Raw genomic sequence first — 24,429 nt, 5'->3', positions numbered from 1 at the left:
TTTCCCCATTTATCCGATCTGCCGCCCCCCGACGCAGAGGCTTGCGCAGACCCCATCAAGGAGGCCACCATGACCCACACCCCAACCACTTTCGCACCGCTGCACAGCGGCTGGACGCTCACCGCGATGAACCCGGAGATGGCGCCGGCCGAGCTGTGCGACCCGCTCGTCTCGGGCATCCCCGCGACGGTGCCGGGGGAAGCCGCGCTCGACCTGCTCAACGCCGGCCTGATCGACGACCCGTTCGACGGTGACAACGAGACCAAGCAGCAGTGGATCGGCGACATCGACTGGCGGTTCACATGCCGCTTCGACTGGCATGACGGCGGCGCGGACCGCCACGACCTGGTGGTCTACGGCCTCGACACCGTCGCCACGATCGAACTCAACAGCGACCCGGTGGCGCAGACCGAGAACTGCCACCGCAGCTACCGCTTCGACATCAACGGCCTGCTCCATGACGGCGCGAACGAACTGACCGTCACGTTCATGTCGCCCGTGCGCTACTCCGACCAGGCCGAACAGCGCCGCGGCTACTACCCGCACACCGAACACCACGCGTTCAGCCAGATCCGCAAGCCGAGCTACACCTTCGGCTGGGACTGGGGCATCGATGTGGCGAACGCCGGCATCTGGCGCGAAATCGGCATCGACTCGTGGTCGGGCGTGCGCCTCGCCGAGGTGCGCCCGCTCGTCGACGTCTCGGCGGACGGCACCGGCATCCTCAACGTGCACGTTGTGGTGGAGCGCGCCGGCAAAGGCCGCGTCATGAGCCCGATGGACGCGCACAGCCAGCAGACGCCCGTGCCGGTGCACGTGACGCTCGAAGGCTACGGCACGATGCTCGAAGCCGACGGTTCCGTGGATCAGGGCCGCAACGAGACGACAATCACGATCGCCGTGCCCGAAGCGAAACTCTGGTGGCCCATCGGCTACGGCGACCAGCCGCTCTACGCGGTCTCGGTCACGGCCGGTGCCGACCTGCAGGCCGCATGGAGCGGCCGCATCGGCTTCCGCACGACGCACGTCGACACGCGCGCCGACGAAGTGGGCCGCCCGTTCCAGATCTACGTGAACGACGTGCCGGTGCACGCGCACGGCTACAACTGGATCCCCGACGACGCCTTCATCTCGCGCATCTCGAAGCGCGATTACGAGCGCGGCATCCGCGACCTCGTGGAAGCCAACGCGAACATGGTGCGCATCTGGGGCGGCGGCATCTACGAGGACGACGTGTTCTACGACCTGTGCGACGAGCACGGCATCATGGTGTGGCATGACTTCATGCTCGCGTGCGCCGCGTACCCGGAAGACGCCGAGACGAAGGAAGAGGTGGAGGCCGAGGCCCGTGAGCAGATCATCCGCCTGAGCCCGCACCCGAGCCTGATTGTATGGAACGGCTCGAACGAGAACTACGTGGCCTACGCGGAGTGGGGCGGCTACAAGCAGGCCCTGCGTGACGACGACCGCAAGCCGAACGACTACGGCTACGGCGAAAAGCCGTGGGGCGACTATTACTACTCCGAGCTGTTCCCGCAGCTGCTCGCCGACCTGGACCCGACGCATGTGTACCTGCCGAGCTCGCCGATGAGCTTCACGCGCTTCACGAACGCCAACTGGGACACCGACGGCACGATGCACATCTGGGACGCGTGGAACCGCGCCGACTACACCGTGTATGCCGACTACACGCCGCGCTTCGCCGACGAATTCGGCTACCAGGCGCCGCCCGCGTGGAGCACGCTCGCCGGCGACGTGCTCGCCACGCAGCGGATTGACGATGTGACGATCGGCGCGCCCGGCCATCGCGGCTTCCCGCTCGATGAATCCGTTGCGACGTTCGGCGATCCGGCGAACGAGCTCATCGTGGCCACGCCGTCCGACGATGCGTTCCCGCGCGTCATCTTCAACGGTGCGGAGATCATCGACCAGCGGCTCGCCGCGCCGGCGGACGCGTTCAGCGCCACCGCCGGGCGCACCGCGGACGGCGTGGAGCTGACCGTCACGGCGCGCGGGTATGTGCGCGACCTGTTCTGCATGGTCGACAAGGTGGATCCCGCCGCACGCGTCGACGAGGGTATGGTCAGCCTGCTGCCGGGCGAAACGGTCACCCTGCACATCACGACCAGCCACACCGGGGATCCGGCCGATTTCGCCGAGGCGAACGTGCTGCGCACGGCGAACGACCTCAAGCGGTGAGTCCCGGGGCCCGGCGGTCGCAGTAGCCGCCGGGCCCTTTGCCTGCTTGCCTATTATGCACGCCGCGTTCGGCTCGCAGCGCGCATGCATGGTGCGAGCGTACGATGGTCTTAAGCGATTCATTCGTACAGCTCAAACGTACAGCGCGTGACTTAAGTTAGTTAAGTAACCGGTTGTTCAGCCAACTGAACATGAACAGCCCGACCGGTCGGCGCGGAGCTGAAGATGAGGAGATGAGGAGCGGAGCATGGCAGTGCAGAAGTCGAAGGTGACTATTTTCGATGTGGCGAAGGCTTCGGGGGTGTCCAGCAGCGCGGTGTCGTACGCACTCAACGGCAAGCCGGGCGTGTCCGAGGCGACGCGCGCGAAAGTGCTCGAGGTCGCGCGCGAACTGGGCTGGAAGCCGAACGGCGCGGCGCAGTCACTCGCGCAATCGAAGACGCGGCGCATCGGCCTGGTCTTGGGCTACGACCCGCAGCTGCTCGCGGTCGAGCCATACATGATGAGCCTGATTTCCGGCCTTGGCGCCGAACTCGAGGAGAAGGACTATTCGCTGCTCGTGCGCATGTCGATGGACCATGACGATGAGGACGCGATCATCCGGGATTGGATCGCCACAAGCAATGTGGACGCCATGCTGCTGTTGAATCTGGAGATCGGCGACAACCGCATCGAGACGATGAAGCAGAACCCGCAGATGCCGGTGCTCGCCGTGGCCGACGCGTCGCTGACCGCCGGCCTGCCCACGCTCGCCAGCGACGACGCGACGGCCGTGGGGCTCGCCGTGCGGCACCTGTACGACTTGGGGCACCGCAGCATCGCGCGCGTGGCGGGTCCGGAGGAACTCGGGCATTCGTATATCCGCGACGCCGCGTTCTCGGAGGCCACGACCGAACTCGGCATCCGCTACCGCTGCCTGCACACCGACTACACACCCGCCTCGGGCGCCGACGCCACACGCCGCCTGCTCAGCGTGAACCCAAGCCCTACCGCGATCATCTACGACAACGACGTGATGGCGCTTGCCGGCGAAGGCGTGGCCGCCATCCAGGGTGTGCGGGTGCCGGAAGACCTGTCGATCATGTCGTGGGACGATTCGTTCATGTGCGAGGCGGCGCATCCGGGCATCACCGCGCTCAACCGCGACATCGTGCGCTCGGGCCACATGGCCGCCTCGCTCATGCTCAAGCTCATCGACGGCGAGGATGTAGGCGTCGTCGAAGAGCCGCCGTATGTGCTGAAAGTGCGCGAATCTACTGGTCCTGCGCCGGCCGGTCAGCAGGCTTGAGGGCGAAGGCCCTGCACGTCGCGAGCATCGCCGCCCAGAACGAGACGCCGAAGCCAAGGACCACCCACGGCAGCGGCACCCACATGATCGCGCCGGGCACAAGCGCCATCAGCGCGATCGGCAGCGCCACAAGCACCACAATGAGCAGCGCGACGAGCGGCTTCATCAGCGCGAGGCGTGCGGATTGCGCGATCTGCTCGCGTACTGTGAGCTTGCTACGGCCGGAAAGCGGCAGCACGAACGCGAGCAGCATGGCCACGATCACGAACACCGTGACGGTGACGCCGTAGAAGATCGATGCGGAATCGCCCGACTGGCGCGAGATCCACCACAGGTCGAACGCGCCGAGGCCGAACACCACGGCATACAGCAACGTGAACAGGCAGCTCGTGCCGAAACGGCGCTTGAATGCGCGCCAGAACGTGCGAAACACGCCTTCGTCGGTGTCTTCGACGATCTCGCGCGCTACTTCGCACGCGGCGGATGTGGAGGCGCCGATCATGAAGACGGGGATCGAGAAGACCATCCACGCCACCGAGAGCATGGCGAGGTCGCCGATGCGGCCCATGATCGTGTTGTACGGGTTGTCCTGGCGGAAGATGCCTGCGCTCATCGTGCGCTCCTTCGGGTAGATGTGGTGGTTGACTGACTGGCTTAGTGGTACAGGTAATCGATGAACCGCTGCGCGTTCGCCTGCTGCTTGGTGTTGGCCACAATGCCCACGAGCGCATCGCTGCCATCCGCGTACCGGTGCCATTCGCCGGCACGCTCAAGCTTGAGCCCGTAGGGTTCGGCGGCGCCCCTGCCACTGCCGGAATCATCCACGTCGTCGGCGAGCTGCGCATCGTCGAATCCGCGGAAATCCTGTGTGTACGCGTGCAGCTGGCCGTATTCGGCGGCCGGGAGCGCCTCGTGCAGATTGCTGAAATAGCCGTAGGAAGCGAGTTCCTTGAACACGCCCGGCGGCGCGATCACCACGTCGATCTGCTCGCTCGAGATCATGGTCTGCAGTTTGGAGATGCCGTCTTTCGTGGTGTCGAAATAGTCGTCCACGATCACGTCGGCGCCGAGCTCGTGCTCGGTGGATTGCTCGAGTTTGGTGGCCTCGCCCAACGGCAGCGAGCTGTCGACGACCGCCGCGTACAGGGCGGGCCGTTCACGCGGCGAGGCGATGCGCACAATCACGAACGTGCACAGCGCGATTGCGATCACCGCGGCGATGCACGGCACGAGGAAGTGCTCGCGGAAATATGCGGCCTTGTGCTTGGCGGGCAGTCGCATGAAGATGCGCAACTTCGACACACCGGCGTATTGTGGGGCGGAAGTGAGCGCGTCGATCGCCTCGCGTTGCGCGTCGGTGAGCCGGTCGGTGTTCGGCATAGCGTCCTCCTTACTGCGGCTCCGGTGCCGCGAAACGCACAGAACACGATGTTCTGTTTGCTTTACTTAAACGCTTAATTTATACTGGTTATGCGGAAAAGTCAATCCTTCACGCGCGCCGCACAGCCGCGGGGCGCGCGAACTACACTGAACCGGTGAACCCGCCATGCTAGGAGACAACGATGTTCGATAACGGGAATCATGTGGCATTGCGGCGCGACGGTGTGGCCGTTGTGCTGAAGGCGCCGGAAAACGAGATGCCGCAAGTGGAATACTGGGGCCGCAATTTCGGTGTGCCAAGCGCCGAAGACGGACTCGCCGCGCTCGACGCGATGACGCTCAAGGTCACGCCGCCCGCCGAAAAGCCGGACGCGGCGCTGCGGCCGTCGTTGCTGCCGCAAGGTGCCGAGGCCTTCGCCGGGCGCCCCGGGCTTGAGGCGTACCGCGGCACCACTCCCGTGTTCGTGCGCTGGACTGCGGTCGAAACGCAGGTGGCGGAGGGCGGCCACGAGCTGCTTGTGCACGCCAAAGACGCTGTCAACCTTGTGGGGCTCGACGTGCGGCTGCGCCTCGCCGAAGGTGGCTTGGTGCTCATGGACGAGCGCATCACCAACATCGACATGGAACATGACGAGCCGCTCACGGTGAACTGGCTCGACTCCGTGCTGCCGGTCCCGCGCCGCGCCGACCACCTCACGCAGTTCACCGGCCGCTGGCCGCTCGAAAAATAGCCGCAGACCGGCCCGCTGCCGCGCGGTTCCGTGACGCGCGACTGCCGCCATGGCAAGACGAGCCACGAAAGCCCGTGGCTGTTCATCGCGAGCGACGGTGGGCCGCTGTTCGACTCGGGCGAGGTCTGGGCGTGCCATCTGGCGTGGAGCGGCAATCAGACCTACCGGCTCGACAACCTGCCGCAGCACGAGCCGCTGCTCGGCGCGGGCGAACTGCTGGGCCCCGGCGAGATCCAACTGCTGCCCGGCTCCGACTACGCCACGCCGCAGGTGTGCTTCTCGTGGTCCGACCGCGGCCTTGACGGCATGGCCGCGCAGGCGCTGCGGTCCACCAAGGACCTGCTCACATGCCGCTGTGGCACGGCGATCCTGGCGCCGGCGTATTCCACCTACCGCATCGAGCTCGGCGAGATCTCGTCGTATCCGCGCGGCTACAAGGAAAACGGCGGCATCTTCTGCCACAACAACCCGTCGATTTCGATTGCCAACGCCAAGATCGGCAACGACAGCGAAGCATTCAACGTGTATACGCGCACATGTCCCGCGTATGTGGAGCAGTATTCCGAAGTGCACCGCACCGAGCCGTACGTCTACTGCCAGATGGTGGCCGGTCCCGAGGCTCCGACGCCGGGTGAAGGCAAGAATTCGTGGCTCACCGGCACGGCCGCATGGACCTTCGTGGACGTCTCGCAGTATCTGCTGGGCGTGCAGCCCACATTCGACGGCCTGCGCCTCGAACCGCACCTGCCCGCGCAGTTCACCGAGTTGCACATTGAGCGTGGATGGCGCGGCGTGCGCTATGTGATCGACGCGCGGCGCACCGGCAAGGCTCCCCTGACCGTGGACGGCAAGCCCCGTCAGCGGTACCACCGTGCCGATCGTGGCACCCGGAACTGAGGAGGTGCATGTCTCGCTGAACTTCTGATTCTTATCTCTTTCCTTTTCTTTCCTCAATGGTCCGCGGGCGGTCGCATGATCGCCCGCGGACCATTGTTTCGGCATGGGGGTGCTGTATCTCGCTTACGCGGGTGCCCAAAACCTTCCACCAGCAAGTATGGCGCCCTGAACACCGTGCGATTTCAACAAATTGCAGGCCCTATACTCGGCCTTAGGCCGATTAGGGCACTCGCGTAAGCGAGATACGGTCACTCATGCCTTGGCTGTTCGCAATATGGAAGTTTTGTGACCATATGTGAGACGTCCCGCGTGCATGGGCATGGCGGGCGTACCATATTGATTGTTTTCGCTCCATATATTGCATAGAGAAGAGAAGAACCAGCTATGGCCTCCACTTGGCGCACCCTTGCCGCTTCGCTGTCCGCGGGCGCTTTGCTCCTCACCGTTTTTGGCTGCTCGCCGGTCGATTCGACCTCCAGCTCCAGCGCGCAGCCTTCAACGACGAGCTCGCCTTCGGCCACCACCACGCCGGAGCCGGAGCCGTCGCAAACCGCGGAAGAACAGCAATCCACCGCGGATATGATCGGACAGGCGCCGGAAGGTGCGCAAGACAACGCGCTCACCGTGCTCGACACGCTTGCAGTGAAGGGCCGTGCGCCGAAGACCGGGTATAGCCGCGACCAGTTCGGCGCGGCATGGGCCGACGTGGACCACAACGGCTGCGATACCCGCAACGACATCCTCAACCGCGACCTGACCGACAAGACCTACAAGGCGAACACGCATGACTGTGTGGTGGCGAGCGGTGTGCTGCAGGATCCGTATACCGGCACACGCATCGACTTCGTGCGCGGTCAGGACACGAGCGCCGCCGTGCAGATCGACCATGTGGTGGCGTTGTCCGACGCGTGGCAGAAAGGCGCACAGCAGCTCACCGAAGACGAACGCCGGAACCTGGCGAACGACCCATACAACCTGCTCGCGGTGGACGGCCCGTCGAACCAGCGCAAGTCGGATGGCGACGCGGCCACATGGCTTCCCGCGAACACCGGGTTCCGCTGCGAGTATGTGGCGCGGCAGATCGGCGTCAAGCAGAAGTACCGCCTGTGGGTCACGCAGGCCGAACACGATGCGATGGCGAACGTGCTCGCCACCTGCCCAACGCAAACCATTCCCGCGGACGGCGGTGTGATCACTCCGGTACAGGCCGAGCAACAGCCGGCGCAGACGGTCGAACCGCAACCCACGCAGGAAGTGCCGACGCCGCAGCCAGCCCCCACGCAAGAACCTGCGCTGCAGCCCGCACAGCAAGACACGAACGTGTATTACAAGAACTGTACCGCCGTGCGCGCCGCTGGCAAGGCCCCGCTCCATCAGGGCGAACCGGGCTACAGCTCGAAGCTCGACCGCGATGGCGACGGCATCGCCTGCGAGTGAGAACATGGCCGTCCTTCCGCCGAATCCGCTGCGCGCCTAACCGTAACAACGCGTTCATAGAATAAGCGGCGGCATATTTCATGGCGCGGAGCGCGCCGCGATACCAAAGGACGACCATGGCCTCCACACCCGAAGTGAGTGAGCAGCCACAACAGCTGCGCAAATCATTGAAAAACAGGCATATCCAGCTCATCGCGCTCGGTGGCGCGATCGGCACGGGCCTGTTCTACGGCTCGAGCGAATCGATTGCGCTCGCCGGACCGTCGATTTTGTTGGCATATCTCATCGGCGGCGCCGCGATCTTCATGATTGTGCGCGCGCTGAGCGAAATGAGCGTCGAGGACCCCAAGGCGGGTGCGTTCAGCTACTACGCGTCGCGCTACTGGTCGAAGCGCGCCGGGTTCATCTCGGGGTGGAACTACTGGTTCAACTATGTGCTCGTCTCGATGGTCGAACTGGCGGTTGTCGGCTCGTTCGTGAACTACTGGTTCCCGAACATTCCGCAGTGGGCCTCCGCGGCGTTCTTCCTCGTGCTGATCACCGTGCTCAACCTGTTCGGCGTCAGTGAATTCGGCGAGTTCGAGTTTTGGTTCGCGCTGATCAAGATCGTGGCGGTGATCGCGATGATCGCCGGCGGTCTATGGGTGATCATCGCCAATCTGCCCACCGACTCCGGTGTGCGCGCATCGTTCGCGAACTGGTTCACGGTGGACGGCGGCTTCTTCCCGCATGGCGCACTCACGCGCGCGGGCGACGGGCACTGGGCCGGCCTGCTGATGGCGCTCGTCGTCGTCATGTTCAGCTTCGGCGGCACCGAACTCATCGGCGTCACGGCGGGCGAAGTGGAAGACCCGCGCAGGACGATCCCGAAGGCCACGAACGGCATCATCTGGCGCATCCTCGTGTTCTACGTGGCCGCGCTCGGCATCATCATGGCCGTGGTTCCGTGGGACCGTATCGACGGCACGATGAGCCCCTTCGTGCAGATCTTCGACTCGGTCGGCGTGCCGGTGGCCGCCGGCATCCTCAATTTCGTGTGCCTCACAGCGGTCATGAGCGTCTACAATTCCGCGCTGTATTCGAACTCGCGCATGCTGTTCTCGCTCGCGCGCCAGGGCAACGCGCCGGCGTACTTGGGCCGCGTGAACAAGCGCGGCGTGCCGGTGGCCGCCGTGCTGACGAGCGCCGCCGTCACCGTGGTCGCGGTGGTTGTTGTGTTCCTGTGGCCGCAGTTCGCGTTCAACTACCTGATGTCGATCGCCACGATCGCCGCGATCATCAACTGGACGATGATCATGATCACCGAAATGCTGTTCCGCAAGCGTGTGGCGGCGGGCGACGGGCCGGGCGAACTGCGCGGATTGCGCGGTGACGAGGCGCTCGCGAAGATCCAGTTCAAGCTGCCCGGCTGGCGTTGGATGCCGTATGTGATCATCGCGTTCCTCGCGCTTGTGGCGGTGCTCATGTGCTTCTCGCCGAGCTACCGCATCGCGCTCATCGCCGGCGTGGTTTGGCTCGCTGTGCTGTTCGCCGCCTACGCGCTCACGCAGCGGCCCCGGCGCTGAGTGCGCCGCCGCTGCTTGTATTCGCTGTTTTCGTCATTCTGCGCCGCACAAATCGCAAATACGGCTGGTATTTGCGATTTGTGCGGCGTGCGGCAGGCGCGTCCGCGCATCCTGACGGTGGGGTATTGCCGAAAAATCGGCGTTTCGCCGCCAAAACTCGACGATACTGGGTTGTGCAGCGGGGCGAAAGGAGCGCACGATGGCATACATCGAATTCAATGACGTGGTCAAGGAATATCCGGCGGGGGATTCCGTGATCCGCGCGCTCGACGGCGCGAGTTTCACTGCCGACGAAGGCGAACTGAGCGTGATCCTCGGGCAGTCCGGCGCGGGTAAGACGACGGCGCTCAATATTTTGGGCGGCATGGACACCGCGACGAGCGGCACCGTGGTGGTGGGCGGCCGCGACATCACCGATCTCAACCACCACGACCTGATCACGTACCGCCGCAACGACATCGGCTTCGTGTTCCAGTTCTACAACCTGATCCCCAATCTCACGGCGCTCGAGAACGTCGAACTCGCGTCGCAGATCTGCGCGGACCATTTCGACCCCGAGCAGACGCTCGACAAAGTGGGCTTGGGAGACCGGCTCGACAATTTCCCCGCGCAGCTGTCCGGCGGCGAGCAGCAGCGCGTCTCAATCGCGCGCGCGGTGGCGAAGAAACCGAAACTGCTGCTGTGCGACGAGCCGACCGGCGCGCTCGACTACGAGACGGGCAAGGAGGTGCTGCAGCTGCTGCAGGACATCTGCCACGACGAGCACATGACCGTGCTGATCATCACGCACAACTCCGCGCTCGCGCCGATGGCGCACAAGATCATCCGCTTCCGTTCCGGCAAGGTCATCAGCCAGGAGATCAACGAGCACCCGACGCCGATCAGCGACATCGAATGGTGAGGTGGCTGACATGACAAGGCACAAGGCGCTGGGTTCGGCGTTCCTGCTGGACACGTGGAGGTCGTGGCTGCGCGCGTGGAAGCCGTTCCTGTCGATCATGATCATCTCGATGCTCGGCGTGGCCGTGCTCACCGGCATCTACGCGGGCTGCCGCGACACGTTCCTCGCCGCGAACCGGTTCTACGAGCAGCAGGGGCTGCACGATGTGGAGGTCGTGTCGACGATGGGTCTGACCGATGACGATGTCGACGCGTTGCGTGGCGTTGATGGCGTCGACGATGCCGTCGGTGTGCATATCGAGCGTGTGACGATCGATGGCGAGGGCGGCCATCGTCTCAACGCGACGCTCCGCGAACCCGCGGACGGCGCGAAAGATGCAATCGACGTGCCGTATGTGCGTGAGGGGCGTCTTCCCGACGCACCTGGCGAGGTCGCCGTGACCGAACAGTTCGCGTACGATACGCACCACCGTATCGGGGACACGATCGATGTGACCGCTGCGTCCGGCGGTGATGAGCGCGACGGCACGCACGCGCTCACGATCGTCGGCATCGTGACCGACCCATCCGATCTGTCGAATCCGGAAGGGTATTCGGGGTCCGCATTCCGTTCGGCGGTCGCGAACGACTACACGTGCTACGTCGCGCCGGGTTCGCTTGAAAAGACCTTCGGCGCGGACGGGGACGTGTATGGTGCGGTCGTCATGCGGCTCGCAGATACGCAGAACAAAGACGCGTTCAGCGACGATTACGACTCGCTCGTGTCGTCGACGGTCTCGCGCATTGAACGCGACGTGCAGACGAAGCGTGAGGAGGCGCGGCGTGACGCGTTGCAGAAGCGTGCGCAGGACGAACTGACGCGCGCGAAGGAACAGGCGTACGCCGAAATCCACACTGCGCAGGCACGGCTCGATGCACAGCGCAGCCAACTCGACGAGCAGCTCAAGGCGCTCGACGCGCAGGCCGCGCAAGTGCCGACGGGCATGGCGATGCCCGAACCGCTCGCAAGCGCGCAACGCCAATGGGTGCAGGCCGACGCGCAGCTCAAGGAGGCGCAGCAGCAGGTCAACACGAACAAACAGGAGATTGATAGCCGTTTCACCGCCGAGCAGCAGACGATCGATGACATCGCGCCACGCTGGTACGTGCAGTCGCGCACGGCGCTCAGTGGCTTCAGTTCGCTCAAATCAGACATCAGTTCGATCCAATCGCTTGGCAACGCGTTCCCGATTGTGTTTCTTGTGGTGGCGGTGATGATGAGCCTGACGACGATGAGTCGCCTCGTCGAAGAGGACCGCGGGCTGATCGGCACGTATCTGGGGCTGGGGTACGGGCGTGTGACGATCACACTGCGGTATGCGCTGTTCGCGCTGCTCGCGTGCCTTATCGGCGGTGGGTTGGGGTTGCTCATTGGATTCCTGGGGATTCCGGCGTTCCTGCTCGTGGTGATCCGCGGCCTGTACACGATTCCCGACCTCACGCTGGAATACGACTGGCTCTACGGGTCTCTGGGCATCCTGCTCTTTGTCGTCGGTGTGCTCGGGGCGGCGTTGTTCGCGTCGATCCGCGATATGCGGCAGATGCCGGCCACGCTCATGCGGCCGAAGGCGCCGAAAGCGGGCTCGCGCATCCTGCTTGAACGCATCCGCCCGGTGTGGAAGCGCATAAGCTTCCTCAACAAAGTGACGGCGCGCAACATCTTCCGCTTCAAATCGCGCCTCATCATGACGGTCAGCGGTGTGGCCGGCTGCGCCGCGATCATCTTGTGTGGCCTTGCGATCAACGACACGGTGGCGGCGCTCGGACCGAACCAGTACCGCGGCGTGGATCAATACGACATGTTCGCGATGACCGCCGACGGCGACGAAGACGAACTGCACAGCAAGCTCGTGCAGGACGGAAAGACGACCGCCATCATGGAGACGCGCATCGAAAGCGGCGAGATCACGAACGGCGAAGGCAGCAGCACGTCGGTGCAGCTGACGATCATCCCGGAATCGCAGCTCGGCGAGCTCAACACGATGTTCCGGCTGGAGCCGGCACGGAGCAATTCGATCTTCGGCTGGGTGCACGGCGGTGGCCGTGCGCAGCCGGTCACGCTCGGCGATGGCGGCATCATCGTCGCGCAGTCCGCCGCGCAATCGCTCGGCGTGCAGGCGGGCGACGAGGTGGACCTGCGCGGCGAAGGCACGCAACCGCACCATGTCAAGGTCGCGGCCGTCACGCGCAGCCTCATCGGTGCGGAGACCTTCATCTCCGAAGACCTCTACCACCGGCTCTTCCCCGCCTCGCCGGTCGGAGAGGCGGCGAGCGAGCATCCGGCGATCACATGGAACGCCGTCTACGCGAAGCTCAAGGGCGGCAGTGACGAACAGATCAAATATGTGGACCAGCTCGAAGACGACGCGATTGTGCTGAGCGCCGCCTCGACCGCCTACCAGGCCGAGCATTTCAAGTTCAATCTGATGGGCGCGGTCGTGGGCCTGATCGTGCTGCTCGCGGGCAGCCTCGCGCTTGTGGTGCTGTTCACGCTCGCGCACACGAACGTCTCGGAACGCATACGCGAGATGGCCACGCTCAAGGTGCTCGGGTTCTACGACAACGAGGTGCACCATTATGTGAACCGCGAGATGATGGTGCTCACGGTGATGGGCGTCATCGTCGGCCTGCCGCTCGGGCGTTGGGTCGCGGGGCTGCTCACCGGTGTGCTCAATATGCCGGGGTTGTATTTCGAAGTGCACATCGCGTGGTGGAGTTACGCCATCACCGTCGTCGTGACGCTCGCGTTCGCGTTCCTTGTACGGCTGTTCGTCAATCCGGTGCTCGACCGGATCGACCCGGTCGGCTCGCTCAAGGCGGTGGAATAGCGGCGGTTACTCATTAGGCAATATGAACGAAAATACTCATATAGTGAAACGGGCCGCAATAGTGGGCTGTTACAGTCGGTCGTATTATGGCAGAACACACACCACACACCTCTACACCAACGCGTGAGGCGGAAGTGAACGCCTCCCTTGAGACGCTCGACGAGAGCAACGCGATGGAACGCGGCCTGACGAACCGGCACGTGCAATTTATTGCGATCGGCGGCGCGATCGGCACCGGCCTGTTCCTGGGGTCGGGCAAGTCGATCGCGCTCGACGGCCCGAACATCGTGCTGATCTACATTCTGGTGGGCGGCTTCATGTTCCTCATGATGCGCGCGATCGGCGAGCTGATGTACCGCGACCCCAGCCAGCACACGTTCATCAATTTCATCCGCATGTACTTGGGCAACGGCGCTGGCAAATTCGCGCTGTGGACGTATTGGCTCGTGCTGATCCTGACCGGCATGACCGAGCTTTCCGCGGTGGGGCAGTATTGCGTGACGTTCTTCGGCACGCTCGGATTCGATGTGCAGTCATGGCAGTGGCTCATCGAACTGTTGTTCCTTGTGGCGCTCGTGGGTGTGAACCTGATCGCGGTGAAACTGTTCGGAGAGACCGAGTTCTGGTTCTCGATGATCAAGATTTTTCTAATCCTCGCGCTCATCGTCACGTCGATTATCATGGTGGTGGCCGGTTATAAATACGGCGCCACGAAACTGCCCGGCTCCGACCATGTATACCCGGCGGGGCAGGCCTCGCTGTCGCATATCTTCGACGGCTTCTCGCTCGCGCCGAACGGCTGGACGCAGTTGCTCATGAGCTTCCAGATGGTCTTTTTCTCGTACACGATGATCGAGTTCGTGGGTGTGACCGTCTCCGAGACGAAGAACCCGCGCAAGGTGTTGCCGAAGGCGATCAACGGCATCATCATGCGTGTACTCGTGTTCTATGTGGGCGCGCTGCTTGCGATCATGGCGATTGTGCCGTGGCGCAACTTCATGTCGGATGGCGGCGGCAACCAGTTCTCGTCGCCGTTCATCATGGTGTTCGAGTTCGCCGGCCTGCATTGGGCCGCGGCCGTCGTGTTCTTTGTGGTGCTTACGGCGGCGGCCTCGTCGCTCAACTCGCTGCTCTATTCCGCGGGGCGCCATTTGTTCCAGATCGGCGAGGAATCCCACTCGCCAGTGTTGGGCAAGCTGGGCGTCGTGTCGAAGACGAAGGTGCCGGCGCGCGCGATCATCGTCTCAGGCGCGCTTGTGCTGCTGTCCCCGGCGCTTTCTGCGATGCCGGGCGTCTCCGGCGCGTTCGTGCTGTTCTCCTCGGCGGCGTCCGCGGTGTTCATCTTCATCTACATCCTCACGATGGTGGCGCACTACCGCTACCGCAATTCGCCGCAGTTCATGCCCGGCGGCTTCCTCATGCCGGCGTACCGTGTGCTCAATCCGCTCACGATCGCGTTTTTCGTGTTCGTGTATGGCACGCTGTTCATCGGTCCGGACACGCGCGGCCCGGCGGTTGCAGGCCTTGTGTGGCTCGTCGTGTTCGGCGGCTACTGCCTGCTGCACGACCGCTACAGTAGTCGCGGTTTGCGCGAGGCGCTGCACTGATTGCGGCTGTATATGGCTAGTGGGTAGCTGCCTACTGCCATGTTCGGGCACAATGACGGTTGTATGTGGCTAGTCGGTAGCTGCGTACAACCGTGTGTAGGCATGGTGATGGTCGTGCGTGGCTAGGGGGTAGCCACGCACGACCATGTTCCTTGCCGGAAATTTGTCTTGCACTGTAAGTAGTTTACAGTGCAAGACAAATTTGACTCCAATGTACGGGGATGATGATGGATTACCGACTGGAAGCGGTGCATGAGGTGATGTTCGCGATGTGGGCGTCACGCTCGAAGGCGACACGTTCATTCGAACGCTGCGCGCAGGGCGAGATGTTCGTGTTGCGCGAACTCGCATTCCAAGGGTCGCGCACGCCATCCCAGCTCGCCGAGGCGATGGGCGCCACATCCGGCCGCATCTCCACGATCCTTGCCGGCCTCGGCAGGAAGGGCTGGATTATGCGCACCGCCGATCCTGACGATCGCCGCAGCGTCGTCATCGCATTGTCCGATGCGGGGTGGCGCGCGTTCCGTGAACACGGCGACAAGCTCGTGGCCAGACTCGAATGGGTGTTCACGCAGATGGGCGAAACACGGACGCGCGATTTCACTGCGCTGCTTGCCGAATTCATGACCTATCTGTCGATCTGCGAGCCGGACGCGCCGGCGCCTACCGAAGAGCAGGTGCGCGCAGCCTTCACGCGCAGCCACAGGCTGCATGAACGGATGCTCGAGATGGCGCGCGAAGGCGGCGCATGCGCGATGGGCCCGCCCCTCGCCGACGGGGCGCAAGACGCCACCGACGGCTGAGCCAACCCACGTCACCCTCACCACAGCCCTACAGCATAAGGAAAAACGATGTTACGAATCATGAAATACCTCTCCAAAACGGAGATAGGGCAGTTACTCATCTCGCTCGTCACCATCGTCGGCCAAGTGTACTTCGACCTCGAACTGCCGAGCTACATGTCCGAAATCACGCGGCTCGTCGAGACGCCGGGCAGCCAGATGCGCGACATCTGGATCTCGGGCGGCAAGATGCTGCTCGTCTCGTTCGGCTCGCTCGTCTGCGCCGTCATCACCGGGTACTTCGCCGCGCGCGTGGCTGCCTCGTTCGGCCAGCGCCTGCGCTCGCTCGAGTTCCGCAAAGTCGAGTCGTTCGGACCGTCCGAGATGCACCGCTTCTCCACGGCGAGCCTCATCACGCGCTCGACGAACGACGTGACGCAGATCCAGATGTTCATCACGATGGGTCTGCAGATGCTCATCAAATCGCCAATCATGGCCGTATGGGCCGTGTGCAAGATCGCGGGCGAAGGGTTCGAATGGACGCTCACCACGGGCATCGCCGTTGTGGTGCTGCTGTGCGCGGTCGGCATCCTCATGGCTCTGGTGATGCCGAAATTCAAGGCGATGCAGCGCCTGACCGACGACATCAACCTCGTGGCGCGTGAGAACCTCACCGGCATGCGCGTGGTGCGCGCCTACAACGCCCAGGATTATCAGGAGGCGAAGTTCGACGACGCGAACACCGCGCTGACGAACACGCAGCTGTTCACGAACCGCGCGATGAGCGTCATGATGCCGCTGATGAGCACGATCATGAACGGGCTTTCGCTCGCGATCTACTGGATCGGCGCCTACCTGATCGAAGACGCCGGCGCGACCGAGAAACTCACGCTGTTTTCGAACATGATCGTCTTTTCGAGCTACGCCGTGCAGGTCATCATGAGCTTCCTGCTGATGAGCATGGTGTTCGTGCTGTGGCCGCGCGCCGACGTCTCCGCGCACCGTGTGATGGAAGTGATCAACACCGAGCCGCTCGTCACGTCCGGCACGCGCGAACGCGGCCTGACCGTGGCCGAGGCGAAGCAGGCGGGCGTGATCACCGCGGCCGATGCCGCCGACTACCGCGATAACCTCGAGCTCGCCGGCCGCATCGAGTTCCGCGACGTGAGCTTCACCTACCCCGATTCGCGCGAGGCGATGCTCGAAGGCATCAGTTTCACGGCGGACCAAGGCGACACCGTGGCGATCATCGGGTCGACCGGTTCGGGCAAATCATCGCTCATCAATCTTGTGCCGCGCTTCTACGACGCGAGCGCCGGCGCCGTGTTCGTCGACGGCGTGGACGTGCGCGACTACGACCTCAAGGCCCTGCGCGACAAGATCGGCTATGTGCCGCAACAGTCGTTCCTGTTCAAAGGCACGGTGAAGTCGAATGTCAGCTACGGCGACCGCCCGGGTGAACCGGAGGACGTGCCGATGCTTGACGCGTCACGCGCGAGTGGACGCAAGGCGGAGCGCGAGATGCTCAAGGCGGACGAGACGCGCGCACTGACCGCGCAGGAGGAGAACCGCGTCGAAGAGGCGTGCGATGTGGCGCAGGCGACCGAGTTCGTGGAGAAGATGCGCGGCGCCTTCGACGCGGCGATCGCGCAGGGCGGCACGAACGTGTCAGGCGGCCAGCGGCAGCGCCTGTCGATCGCGCGCGCCGTCTACCGCAACCCGGAGATCCTCATCTTCGATGATTCGTTCTCCGCGCTCGATTTCAAGACCGACCGCGTGGTGCGCGACGCGCTCAAGGAGTATGCGAAAGACGCGACGAAGATCATCGTCGCGCAGCGCGTCGGCACGATCATGGACGCGGACTGCATCCTCGTGCTCGACGACGGCCGGCTCGTCGGCAAGGGCACGCATCGCGAACTGCTCGAGTCGTGCGATGTGTACCGGCAGATCGCGCAATCGCAGCTGAGCGAAGAGGAACTCGGCGCGTGACGCCGCGCATGATGGAAACAGTCGTTTTGTGAATGGAAGGAATGCATTATGCCAAGAGGAATGGGGCCGCACGGCCCGCGCGGTGGTGCGCCCACCGAAAAAGCGGATGATCTGGGCGGCGCGCTCAAGGACCTGATGCGGTTCAGCCGCCGGTACATCCCGGCGATCATCGTCGCGCTTGTGCTGGGCGTGGTGGGCACGGTCTGCCAGATCATCGGCCCGGATTATCTGGGTGACATGACCGACGAGATCACCAAGGGCCTGCCCGCGATGATCAACGGCAAGCCGGTGCTGGGGGCCATCGACATGGCCGCCGTCACGCGCATCGGCTGGACGCTCGTGGCGCTGTATGTGGCGTACGCGCTGTGCTCGTACGTGCAGAGCTGGATGATGGCGACCGTCACGCAGCGCACGGCGCAACGCCTGCGCTCGGCGATCGACGTGAAGATGAACAAACTGCCGCTCAAATACTTCGACGAGCACAGCAACGGCGACGTGATGAGCCGCATCACGAACGACGTGGACGCCGTGGGGCAGACGCTCGGGCAGTCGCTCGGCTCACTGATCACCTCGGTCACGCTGTTCTTCGGCGCACTGATCATGATGTTCGCGAACAACTGGCTGCTCGCGTTGTGCGCGATCGCGGCGAGCCTGCTGGGCATGGTGCTCATGCTCGTCGTCATGCGGTTCTCGCAGCGGTACTTCGTCAAGCAGCAGGCGGCGCTCGGCGACGTCAACGGCCACGTCGAGGAGATGTACAGCGGGCACACGGTCGTCAAGGCGTTCGGCGGCGAGGCGGACGCGATCCGCCGGTTCGAGCGCTACAACAACGACCTGTACGAGTCGGGGTGGAAGAGCCAGTTCCTTTCCGGCCTGATGATGCCGATGATGAACCTCGTCGGTAATCTCGGGTATGTCGTCGTGTGTGTCGTCGGCGCGTGGCTCGCGATGAGCGGGCGCATCGAATTCGGTGTCATCGTGGCGTTCATGCTGTACATCCGTTTCTTCACGCAGCCGCTTTCGCAGTTCGCGCAGGCGTTCCAGAACCTGCAGCGCTGTGCGGCCGGCGCCGAGCGCGTGTTCACGTTCCTCAACGAACCGGAGCTCGCCGACGAATCGTCCAAGCAGCCGCTGCTCGGCATGGGTGATGACGGCGAGATCACGCCGGTCGAGGGGCGCGTCAGCTTCGAGCACGTCAGGTTCGGGTATGACGCCGACCGCATGATCATCCATGATTTCTCCGCGGACGTGCAGCCGGGGCAGAAGGTCGCGATCGTCGGGCCGACGGGCGCGGGCAAGACGACGATGGTCAACCTGCTCATGCGGTTCTATGAAATCAACGGCGGCAAGATCTCGATTGACGGCATCGACACGAAGGACGTGCCGCGCTGGAACGTGCATGACCAGTTCTCGATGGTGCTGCAGGACACCTGGGTGTTCCAAGGCACCGTGCGCGAGAACATCGTCTATGCGAAGGAGGGCGTGAGCGACGAGCAGGTCATCGCGGCGTGCAAGGCCGTGGGATTGCACCGCTACATCATGTCGCTGCCCAACGGGTATGACACCGTGCTCGACGAGTCGGCCACGCTGTCGCAAGGCCAGAAACAGCTGCTGACGATCGCGCGCGCGATGGTGCAGGATTCGCCGATCCTGATCCTCGACGAGGCGACGAGTTCGGTCGATACGCGCACCGAGGAACTGATCCAGACGGCGATGGACAGGCTCACCGAAGGGCGCACGAGTTTCGTCATCGCGCACCGCCTCTCCACGATCCGCGACGCCGACATGATCCTCGTCATGAAGGACGGCGACATCGTGGAACGCGGCACACACGACGAGCTGCTCGCGCGCGGCGGTTTCTACGCCGACATCTACAACGCGCAGTTCTCCTTGGCGCAGTAGTGTGCGCTCACTGCATAACATCACCCGCCGGCGCGGTGTCACCGCGCGCGTAGAACACCGTGCCGGGGGAGAGCTCACCGGACAGCAGCTGGGAGACGGTGACGAGCGTGAATCCGCGCTCGCGTAGCCCGCTCACGATCTGCGGGATCGCCTCCACTGTGCGCTCATTGCCGTCGTGCAGCGCGACGATCGCGCCGGAAGACGCGCCGTCGAGCACATTGCGCGCGATGTCCGCGGCGCTCGTCTTGGGGTCCCAGTCGCGTGAATCCACATTCCACAGAATCACCGATTGCCCGTTGCCGCGTGCTGCTTCGACCACGGCCTCGCTCCATGCGCCGTCTGGCGGCCGGAACAGGGTCGGCTTGCCCACGCCGGCGTTCACGATGACCTCGTCGGTGTCGGCGAACCACTTGCCGAGTTCGCTGGGGGAGAGTGTATGCAGCTGCTTGTGCCGCCAGCTCAGCGAACCGATGTCGTTGCCCTGCGCGGCCATGGTCGCGAGCAACTGCCTGTTGCTGCCGGAGACGAACTGACCTTGCACGAAGAACGTGGCCGGCGCATCCGCCTGCTGGAGCGCCGCCAGCAGCTGTGGTGTCACCTGCTTGTTCGGGCCGTCGTCGAAGGTGAGCGCGATGCACGCGGCGAATTCGCAGTCGAGCGGCATGGCGCCGACCACCGCGTTCGTGGCGGTGGCGAGCGCGCCGAGCGCGTCGTTGACCTGCGGGTTCGTGGCGGTGGAGCCCGGCTCGAGCATTGCGCTCGCGGTGGAGATCCGCGCGTTCAGCTCGGCGCGCAGAGGCTCGCTCGCCTTGTTCGCCGAACGCTCGTACGCGGCTTTCGCAACGGTGAGCTGCTTTTGCAGTTCGCCGCGCCGGTCCGAGTTGCGCGCGCCGTCCACGAGCCGGCGCAGCGTGTCGGCGTCGGTCTGCACGTCGCGCATGCGGTTGACCATGCTCGTGCTCGCAGCGCCGAATCTGCGGGCGAGCTCATTGAGGTCGCTGGTGCTTTGGCTGGTTTCGCAGGATGATGTCGTGAGCGTGGAGACGGTGTGCGTGTCGTCGATGTGTTCGATTTTGTTCGCGAGCGCGGTGGCATGCTCCTCGCTGATTGTTTTGCCGTCGCCTTGCGCGAGCTTGGATGCGTTCGACAGCGTCGTCGTGTATGTGGTGTTGAGTGTGTCGAACTCGCGTTGCGCGGACTCGCAGTCGGCGAGTGCGGTGGCGTGTTCCTCCTGCTGGCGGCGGTTGGATGCGTTGACGATCGGAATGACAACCGCCGCGAGCAACCCCGCAGTGGCGAGCAGCGCCACGATGACGGCGAGCACCGTATTGCGGCGCTGGTGTGGCGGGGGCGCGGTGGGCGCCATTTCTTCACTGGTGAATCCGGTGTCGAAGAAATCGAGATTGTTGTCGTGTTGTGTATTGGTGCGTTCGGAAGAATTGTCAGTCATGTTGCCCCCGTATTCAGTCATGACATTCCGCTATTGGATTTCAATGATATGCCCACTGCCTGCAGGATAAGTAGGTGTTCGCGGGAAATAGGATGACGAGTGCGAAAGAGACTGCTCAGCGAGCTCTTTCGCACTCGTCATCTGCTGTGAGGATATCGCATAAGATGCAACATCAAGTGCTGCCTACTGGTTGAGCTTGATTGCTCGGTAGACGCGCAAAGAAGGGAATGTATAGCAGTAGTTGCTATTGTTGGGATGAGGGCCTCGATAAGGGCTCCATGTGTAGTTGTTGACATCGTCAATGTATTGCTGTTCTATGGATCCCCGATTGTTGCCCGGGCAGATGATGCTCACGACGGCATTGCCGTATCGGCCCATTGGGGCTCCATTGTAGTAGTAACCTGTACCTGCCCAGCAAGTGTAATAGTAGCTGTTTCCAAGTACGCCTGGTCTTGTTGTGGAGATGACTTTGTAATTGGTTGATGTGCATGCCGTTTTGACGATATTGCCGCCTGCTGCGTATGTTGAGACGGCTGTTGCGTATGCTGGATTCTACCATGTCGGAGAGAGCTGCAGTTCTCCGGATAGGTATCCTTCCCATAGGATGTCATCCGAATCATCAGCGTTGAGCTGCGTAATATCCTGTTCCAGAACTTCCGGATTAGCTACAATGCCTTCTTCGACCAAATGCACGTTTTCTGGGAGCGAAGCGGGGGATGCATGGGCTTGCTGCGGCGCAATGAGCGGCAGCGCAGCCATAAGGATCATCATGCTAAACGCGGTGATGATGCACGCGACTGACAAATAACGTGGCTTCATGACGTGTCCTTCTCTGTTGCTTTGGCTATTTACAGTATTTCAACTTTGAAATACTTCAGATGTCGAGACCCAAACTGCCCCAATCTCTACGATCTGATGGGGCCAGTCTACTATGCCAGCAAACGCGACATGCGTAGGGAGGTATTTTCCGTAAAAATGTTGGAGCGGTATCGGGGCAAGTACCCAAGTACAATGTGACAATTGTTGCAGCGGGTGTATACTGTCGTACAGTATCGAACAAATGTTCGAGCGTGCTGTTGAAGGGTGGTAGCTTGCCGTCGATGACCGATATCGCGATTGCCGCAGATGTGTTAGGGGTTCCTGCGGGTGCGTTGTTCTGCTTCGTCTACGAGTTTCACGGGGGAGACCTGCAAGAATCTGCACAGGTCGGCGAAAACGACGATGGGGATGGGGCGGTCGCCGGTGAGCCAAAGCGTGGATGCCTACACATGGATGAGCCTGCTGACTTCGTGCGGTAACCCGAATCGCCCGGCCAAGGCGTGCGATACGCGATTTGAGATCACCGACGAATTCGCCGAACAGCTCAAAGCGGATGGATATGAGATCGTGGGTCGCTACCTGACAGAACCGGGGCAGGAGAGCTTGAATCCGGCGGATTATTTCAAGGCGATTAGGCCTGGTGAGCTTGAACGCATCGTCAAGCATGGACTCAAGTACTTCCCGATCTTTCAGGAATACTCCACCAAACTCACGCATTTCACCCCGGAAGCAGGTAAACGTCATGCGCAGGAAGCCGTCAAGGCTGCGCAACGACTCGGCGTGCCGCCCACTGTCATCTATTTCGCGGTGGATATGGACGTGTATGAGTATCAAGTCGAAGACGTGATCGTGCCATATTTTAAGGCCATTCAGGACAATCTCAGCGATGGCTACGGTGTGGGTATTTACGCGTCGCGCAACACCTGCTCGATTGTCTCCGAACATGGTTACTCCATCTCAAGCTTCGTGTCCGACATGTCCACCGGTTTTTCCGGCAATCTTGGCTTCCCGATTCCAGCGAACTGGAACTACGACCAGTTCGCTGAAATCAGCGGATACCACGACAAATGGGACCTCGATCGCGTCGCCTACTCGGGGCGAGTTTCGGCATGTGGTTATGTTTCGAATACGAGTACTGGAGGATACGATGATCCGGATCCGTCAGATTCGGCGAAAGATCCTTTCTATCAGTGGATTCTTGGTGTGGAGAATGAGTGTGTATCAGAAATGGGGACTATTTTTAATCCGCTGTATGCCTATAGATCTTCTATTGGTGAGTTCATTCTTGAATGGCTTCGCAAGCCAAAGTACTGGTCTGATGGCAGTTCGGGAAAGCAGCTCATGTGGCATACATATACTCCAGAGCTCAGCACATCGGCGGAAGTCGCGCAAGCTCGGGCGGTATGCGTGACGGTGTGTAAGCGGCAGCATGATATTAGAACGTCCGGAGTTTACCCGGATATCGCGCATTGTGCCGCAACCATGTTGGGGTACCTTACATGGGGAGTGGAGACACGGCAGGATAAATATGGGCTTGGCGATTTGGGCGGATGGCCGCTAGACCTTCTTCAAATCTGGGGTGCCTACACGCGCGAAGGAAAGGGGGCTGACCTAGCGCAGTGGCTGCATGCTCATCTCGGTTCTCTTGAGGATGGTGTGGGATTCGGTTACGCTGACGTATTGGCTGACGCTGATGCTTGGATGCTTACCAAGTATATGAAGGAACATGTTTCTGAGCATTCTCTCTCTGAGGCAATTAAAACTACATTCTCGCAAAGTCATACACATCGAATTGCTCGTTTTTACAAGAGCCGATTTGGTGGTGTTGCAGACAATGTCGTGAGGGCTTTCCTGCCCCTTCTTAATGGCATCGATGTAGGTGATGCAAACTTCACGTGCACGTTGGGAATGTTGCAGGGTGCTGCTAACGCGAATACATTACCATCTATGAGTGAAGGAGCAGTTTTGGCTCGAGCATATGCTGCATTTTTGGCCAATCCACATAGGTGAGATAGAGAAGGTAGAGCAATGGAGGCATCAGTTTCCGTAAGTGTTGATGCCCCCATTGTTTCGACGAAGATGAGGAACATCGCAGATAGTTTTCTCGAAATTATTCTAGATAACGAGTCATTGCGGATTTTGCTTTGTGATCGGACATCGAATGCTAATAAAATGCAGTGATCAAAGCCAAAAGCAGGAGAGGGAGGGAGAGAGGTAAAGTGATGACGGTAACGACGGTGGCTAATATTTGATGGGATTTATCAGTTATATTACTCTGTCGGGTATCGATGGACGTTGGAAACCGCACGCCGATTATTCGCGCAATAGCACATAGAAACCAGCTCGCTATTCCTGCAATCAATACTGCGGTGAAAGCTGCCCAAGTTGTTTGCTTTGCTCTCCCGAGCCAATCGCCGTGGGCCAATGCCAGATAGATGCATCCCGCTTGAGTGCACAATCCCATCCACCAAAGTGCTTTCCGAATGCCCGTAATCCATTGATCGGTGCGAATGCGCTTTAACTTATCTCGGAAATGAATGTTGTGGATGAGGCGCATACCCATCACCTACTCCCATGGTTGCTGCTCATCAATTGGAAGTAGTATAACATGCGACT

The 24,429-nt window shown here is 62.0% G+C and carries 18 protein-coding genes and 1 pseudogene; 14 read left to right on the top strand and 5 right to left on the bottom strand.

From position 1 onward, the window contains the following. Positions 1-69 precede the first annotated feature (69 nt). Positions 70-2,199 carry a glycoside hydrolase family 2 protein gene (locus OU02_RS05090; protein WP_033489141.1) on the top strand — a complete coding sequence of 710 codons (2,130 nt, stop codon included), beginning with the start codon at positions 70-72 and terminating at the stop codon, positions 2,197-2,199. Between the two features lie 247 nt (positions 2,200-2,446). Then, on the top strand, positions 2,447-3,487 hold the full coding sequence (locus OU02_RS05085) for a LacI family DNA-binding transcriptional regulator (protein ID WP_033489140.1): 1,041 nt from the start codon (positions 2,447-2,449) through the stop codon (positions 3,485-3,487). On the opposite strand, the gene OU02_RS05080 is transcribed toward OU02_RS05085, so the two are convergent. Together OU02_RS05080 and OU02_RS05075 are read right to left on the bottom strand one after the other, a co-directional pair. Next, complete coding sequence (locus OU02_RS05080; protein WP_033489138.1) at positions 3,453-4,100, bottom strand: YesL family protein; 648 nt, start codon at positions 4,098-4,100, stop codon at positions 3,453-3,455. The two genes, OU02_RS05085 and OU02_RS05080, sit on opposite strands and share 35 nt — an antisense overlap. Before the next feature lie 41 nt (positions 4,101-4,141). Then, complete coding sequence (locus OU02_RS05075) at positions 4,142-4,867, bottom strand: phospholipase D-like domain-containing protein (protein ID WP_033489136.1); 726 nt, start codon at positions 4,865-4,867, stop codon at positions 4,142-4,144. A 182-nt stretch (positions 4,868-5,049) separates the two neighbouring features. On the opposite strand from OU02_RS05075, the pseudogene OU02_RS08915 reads away from it, so the two are divergent. The 10 genes and pseudogenes from OU02_RS08915 to OU02_RS05025 all read left to right on the top strand — a co-directional run. Further along, positions 5,050-5,826 (top strand): annotated as a pseudogene (locus OU02_RS08915) (glycoside hydrolase family 36 N-terminal domain-containing protein); the annotation flags it as partial. 78 nt (positions 5,827-5,904) lie between these two features. Further along, entirely contained in the window at positions 5,905-6,495 is a 591-nt protein-coding gene (locus OU02_RS08855) for a GH36-type glycosyl hydrolase domain-containing protein (protein WP_238552149.1), read from the top strand. Between the two features lie 384 nt (positions 6,496-6,879). Beyond that, positions 6,880-7,932: a GmrSD restriction endonuclease domain-containing protein gene (locus OU02_RS05060; protein ID WP_033489135.1), complete on the top strand. Its 1,053-nt coding sequence runs from the start codon at positions 6,880-6,882 to the stop codon at positions 7,930-7,932. Positions 7,933-8,048: 116 nt separating this feature from the next. Further along, complete coding sequence (locus tag OU02_RS05055; protein WP_101428207.1) at positions 8,049-9,497, top strand: amino acid permease; 1,449 nt, start codon at positions 8,049-8,051, stop codon at positions 9,495-9,497. A gap of 199 nt (positions 9,498-9,696) precedes the next feature. Continuing rightward, positions 9,697-10,398 (top strand): ABC transporter ATP-binding protein, encoded by a 702-nt coding sequence (locus tag OU02_RS05050; protein WP_033489132.1) that lies wholly within the window; start codon positions 9,697-9,699, stop codon positions 10,396-10,398. A gap of 10 nt (positions 10,399-10,408) precedes the next feature. Continuing rightward, complete coding sequence (locus OU02_RS05045) at positions 10,409-13,264, top strand: ABC transporter permease (RefSeq protein WP_033489131.1); 2,856 nt, start codon at positions 10,409-10,411, stop codon at positions 13,262-13,264. Positions 13,265-13,350: 86 nt separating this feature from the next. Continuing rightward, positions 13,351-14,871: an amino acid permease gene (locus tag OU02_RS05040; protein ID WP_033489130.1), complete on the top strand. Its 1,521-nt coding sequence runs from the start codon at positions 13,351-13,353 to the stop codon at positions 14,869-14,871. Between the two features lie 221 nt (positions 14,872-15,092). Continuing rightward, on the top strand, positions 15,093-15,674 hold the full coding sequence (locus OU02_RS05035) for a MarR family winged helix-turn-helix transcriptional regulator (protein WP_238552084.1): 582 nt from the start codon (positions 15,093-15,095) through the stop codon (positions 15,672-15,674). 48 nt (positions 15,675-15,722) lie between these two features. Further along, positions 15,723-17,642 (top strand): ABC transporter ATP-binding protein, encoded by a 1,920-nt coding sequence (locus OU02_RS05030; protein ID WP_033489129.1) that lies wholly within the window; start codon positions 15,723-15,725, stop codon positions 17,640-17,642. A gap of 48 nt (positions 17,643-17,690) precedes the next feature. After that, the gene (locus OU02_RS05025; protein ID WP_129989737.1) at positions 17,691-19,544 is read left to right on the top strand and encodes an ABC transporter ATP-binding protein; all 1,854 of its coding nucleotides are present in this window, start codon (positions 17,691-17,693) and stop codon (positions 19,542-19,544) included. Positions 19,545-19,551: 7 nt separating this feature from the next. Here OU02_RS05025 and OU02_RS05020 read toward each other — a convergent pair whose 3' ends face one another. Then, positions 19,552-20,994 (bottom strand): polysaccharide deacetylase family protein, encoded by a 1,443-nt coding sequence (locus OU02_RS05020; protein ID WP_238552096.1) that lies wholly within the window; start codon positions 20,992-20,994, stop codon positions 19,552-19,554. 552 nt (positions 20,995-21,546) lie between these two features. Next, positions 21,547-21,813, bottom strand: coding sequence for a hypothetical protein (locus tag OU02_RS05015; RefSeq protein WP_033489126.1), 267 nt, complete (start codon positions 21,811-21,813; stop codon positions 21,547-21,549). Positions 21,814-22,094: 281 nt separating this feature from the next. Here OU02_RS05015 and OU02_RS08850 point away from each other — a divergent pair, with 281 nt between their 5' ends. Next, positions 22,095-22,292 carry a hypothetical protein gene (locus tag OU02_RS08850; RefSeq protein WP_052110243.1) on the top strand — a complete coding sequence of 66 codons (198 nt, stop codon included), beginning with the start codon at positions 22,095-22,097 and terminating at the stop codon, positions 22,290-22,292. After that, on the top strand, positions 22,267-23,823 hold the full coding sequence (locus tag OU02_RS09035) for a glycoside hydrolase domain-containing protein (RefSeq protein ID WP_051918348.1): 1,557 nt from the start codon (positions 22,267-22,269) through the stop codon (positions 23,821-23,823). The genes OU02_RS08850 and OU02_RS09035 overlap by 26 nt, the downstream gene beginning before the upstream one ends. A gap of 154 nt (positions 23,824-23,977) precedes the next feature. Here OU02_RS09035 and OU02_RS08725 read toward each other — a convergent pair whose 3' ends face one another. Beyond that, on the bottom strand, positions 23,978-24,370 hold the full coding sequence (locus OU02_RS08725; RefSeq protein WP_152593146.1) for a hypothetical protein: 393 nt from the start codon (positions 24,368-24,370) through the stop codon (positions 23,978-23,980). Positions 24,371-24,429 lie beyond the last annotated feature (59 nt).

The sequence above is a fragment of the Bifidobacterium pseudolongum subsp. pseudolongum DSM 20099 genome (assembly GCF_000771225.1).
GTDB lineage: Bacteria > Actinomycetota > Actinomycetes > Actinomycetales > Bifidobacteriaceae > Bifidobacterium > Bifidobacterium pseudolongum.
The sequence above is the reverse complement of the archived record's forward strand: the minus strand, read 5'-3'. Positions and strand labels throughout refer to the sequence as shown.

Excerpts from the sequence above, each read along its gene's own strand:
- OU02_RS05035 (WP_238552084.1), top strand. The coding sequence starts at position 15,093 with ATGATGATGGATTACCGACTGGAAGCGGTGCATGAGGTGATGTTCGCG.
- OU02_RS05045 (WP_033489131.1), top strand. The coding sequence starts at position 10,409 with ATGACAAGGCACAAGGCGCTGGGTTCGGCGTTCCTGCTGGACACGTGG.
- OU02_RS08725 (WP_152593146.1), bottom strand. The coding sequence starts at position 24,370 with ATGCGCCTCATCCACAACATTCATTTCCGAGATAAGTTAAAGCGCATT.
- OU02_RS05030 (WP_033489129.1), top strand. The coding sequence starts at position 15,723 with ATGTTACGAATCATGAAATACCTCTCCAAAACGGAGATAGGGCAGTTA.
- OU02_RS05075 (WP_033489136.1), bottom strand. The coding sequence starts at position 4,867 with ATGCCGAACACCGACCGGCTCACCGACGCGCAACGCGAGGCGATCGAC.
- OU02_RS08855 (WP_238552149.1), top strand. The coding sequence starts at position 5,905 with ATGGCCGCGCAGGCGCTGCGGTCCACCAAGGACCTGCTCACATGCCGC.
- OU02_RS05055 (WP_101428207.1), top strand. The coding sequence starts at position 8,049 with ATGGCCTCCACACCCGAAGTGAGTGAGCAGCCACAACAGCTGCGCAAA.
- OU02_RS09035 (WP_051918348.1), top strand. The coding sequence starts at position 22,267 with ATGAGCCTGCTGACTTCGTGCGGTAACCCGAATCGCCCGGCCAAGGCG.
- OU02_RS05080 (WP_033489138.1), bottom strand. The coding sequence starts at position 4,100 with ATGAGCGCAGGCATCTTCCGCCAGGACAACCCGTACAACACGATCATG.
- OU02_RS05050 (WP_033489132.1), top strand. The coding sequence starts at position 9,697 with ATGGCATACATCGAATTCAATGACGTGGTCAAGGAATATCCGGCGGGG.
- OU02_RS05090 (WP_033489141.1), top strand. The coding sequence starts at position 70 with ATGACCCACACCCCAACCACTTTCGCACCGCTGCACAGCGGCTGGACG.
- OU02_RS05020 (WP_238552096.1), bottom strand. The coding sequence starts at position 20,994 with ATGACTGACAATTCTTCCGAACGCACCAATACACAACACGACAACAAT.
- OU02_RS05040 (WP_033489130.1), top strand. The coding sequence starts at position 13,351 with ATGGCAGAACACACACCACACACCTCTACACCAACGCGTGAGGCGGAA.
- OU02_RS08850 (WP_052110243.1), top strand. The coding sequence starts at position 22,095 with ATGACCGATATCGCGATTGCCGCAGATGTGTTAGGGGTTCCTGCGGGT.
- OU02_RS05025 (WP_129989737.1), top strand. The coding sequence starts at position 17,691 with ATGCCAAGAGGAATGGGGCCGCACGGCCCGCGCGGTGGTGCGCCCACC.
- OU02_RS05085 (WP_033489140.1), top strand. The coding sequence starts at position 2,447 with ATGGCAGTGCAGAAGTCGAAGGTGACTATTTTCGATGTGGCGAAGGCT.
- OU02_RS05015 (WP_033489126.1), bottom strand. The coding sequence starts at position 21,813 with ATGAAGCCACGTTATTTGTCAGTCGCGTGCATCATCACCGCGTTTAGC.
- OU02_RS05060 (WP_033489135.1), top strand. The coding sequence starts at position 6,880 with ATGGCCTCCACTTGGCGCACCCTTGCCGCTTCGCTGTCCGCGGGCGCT.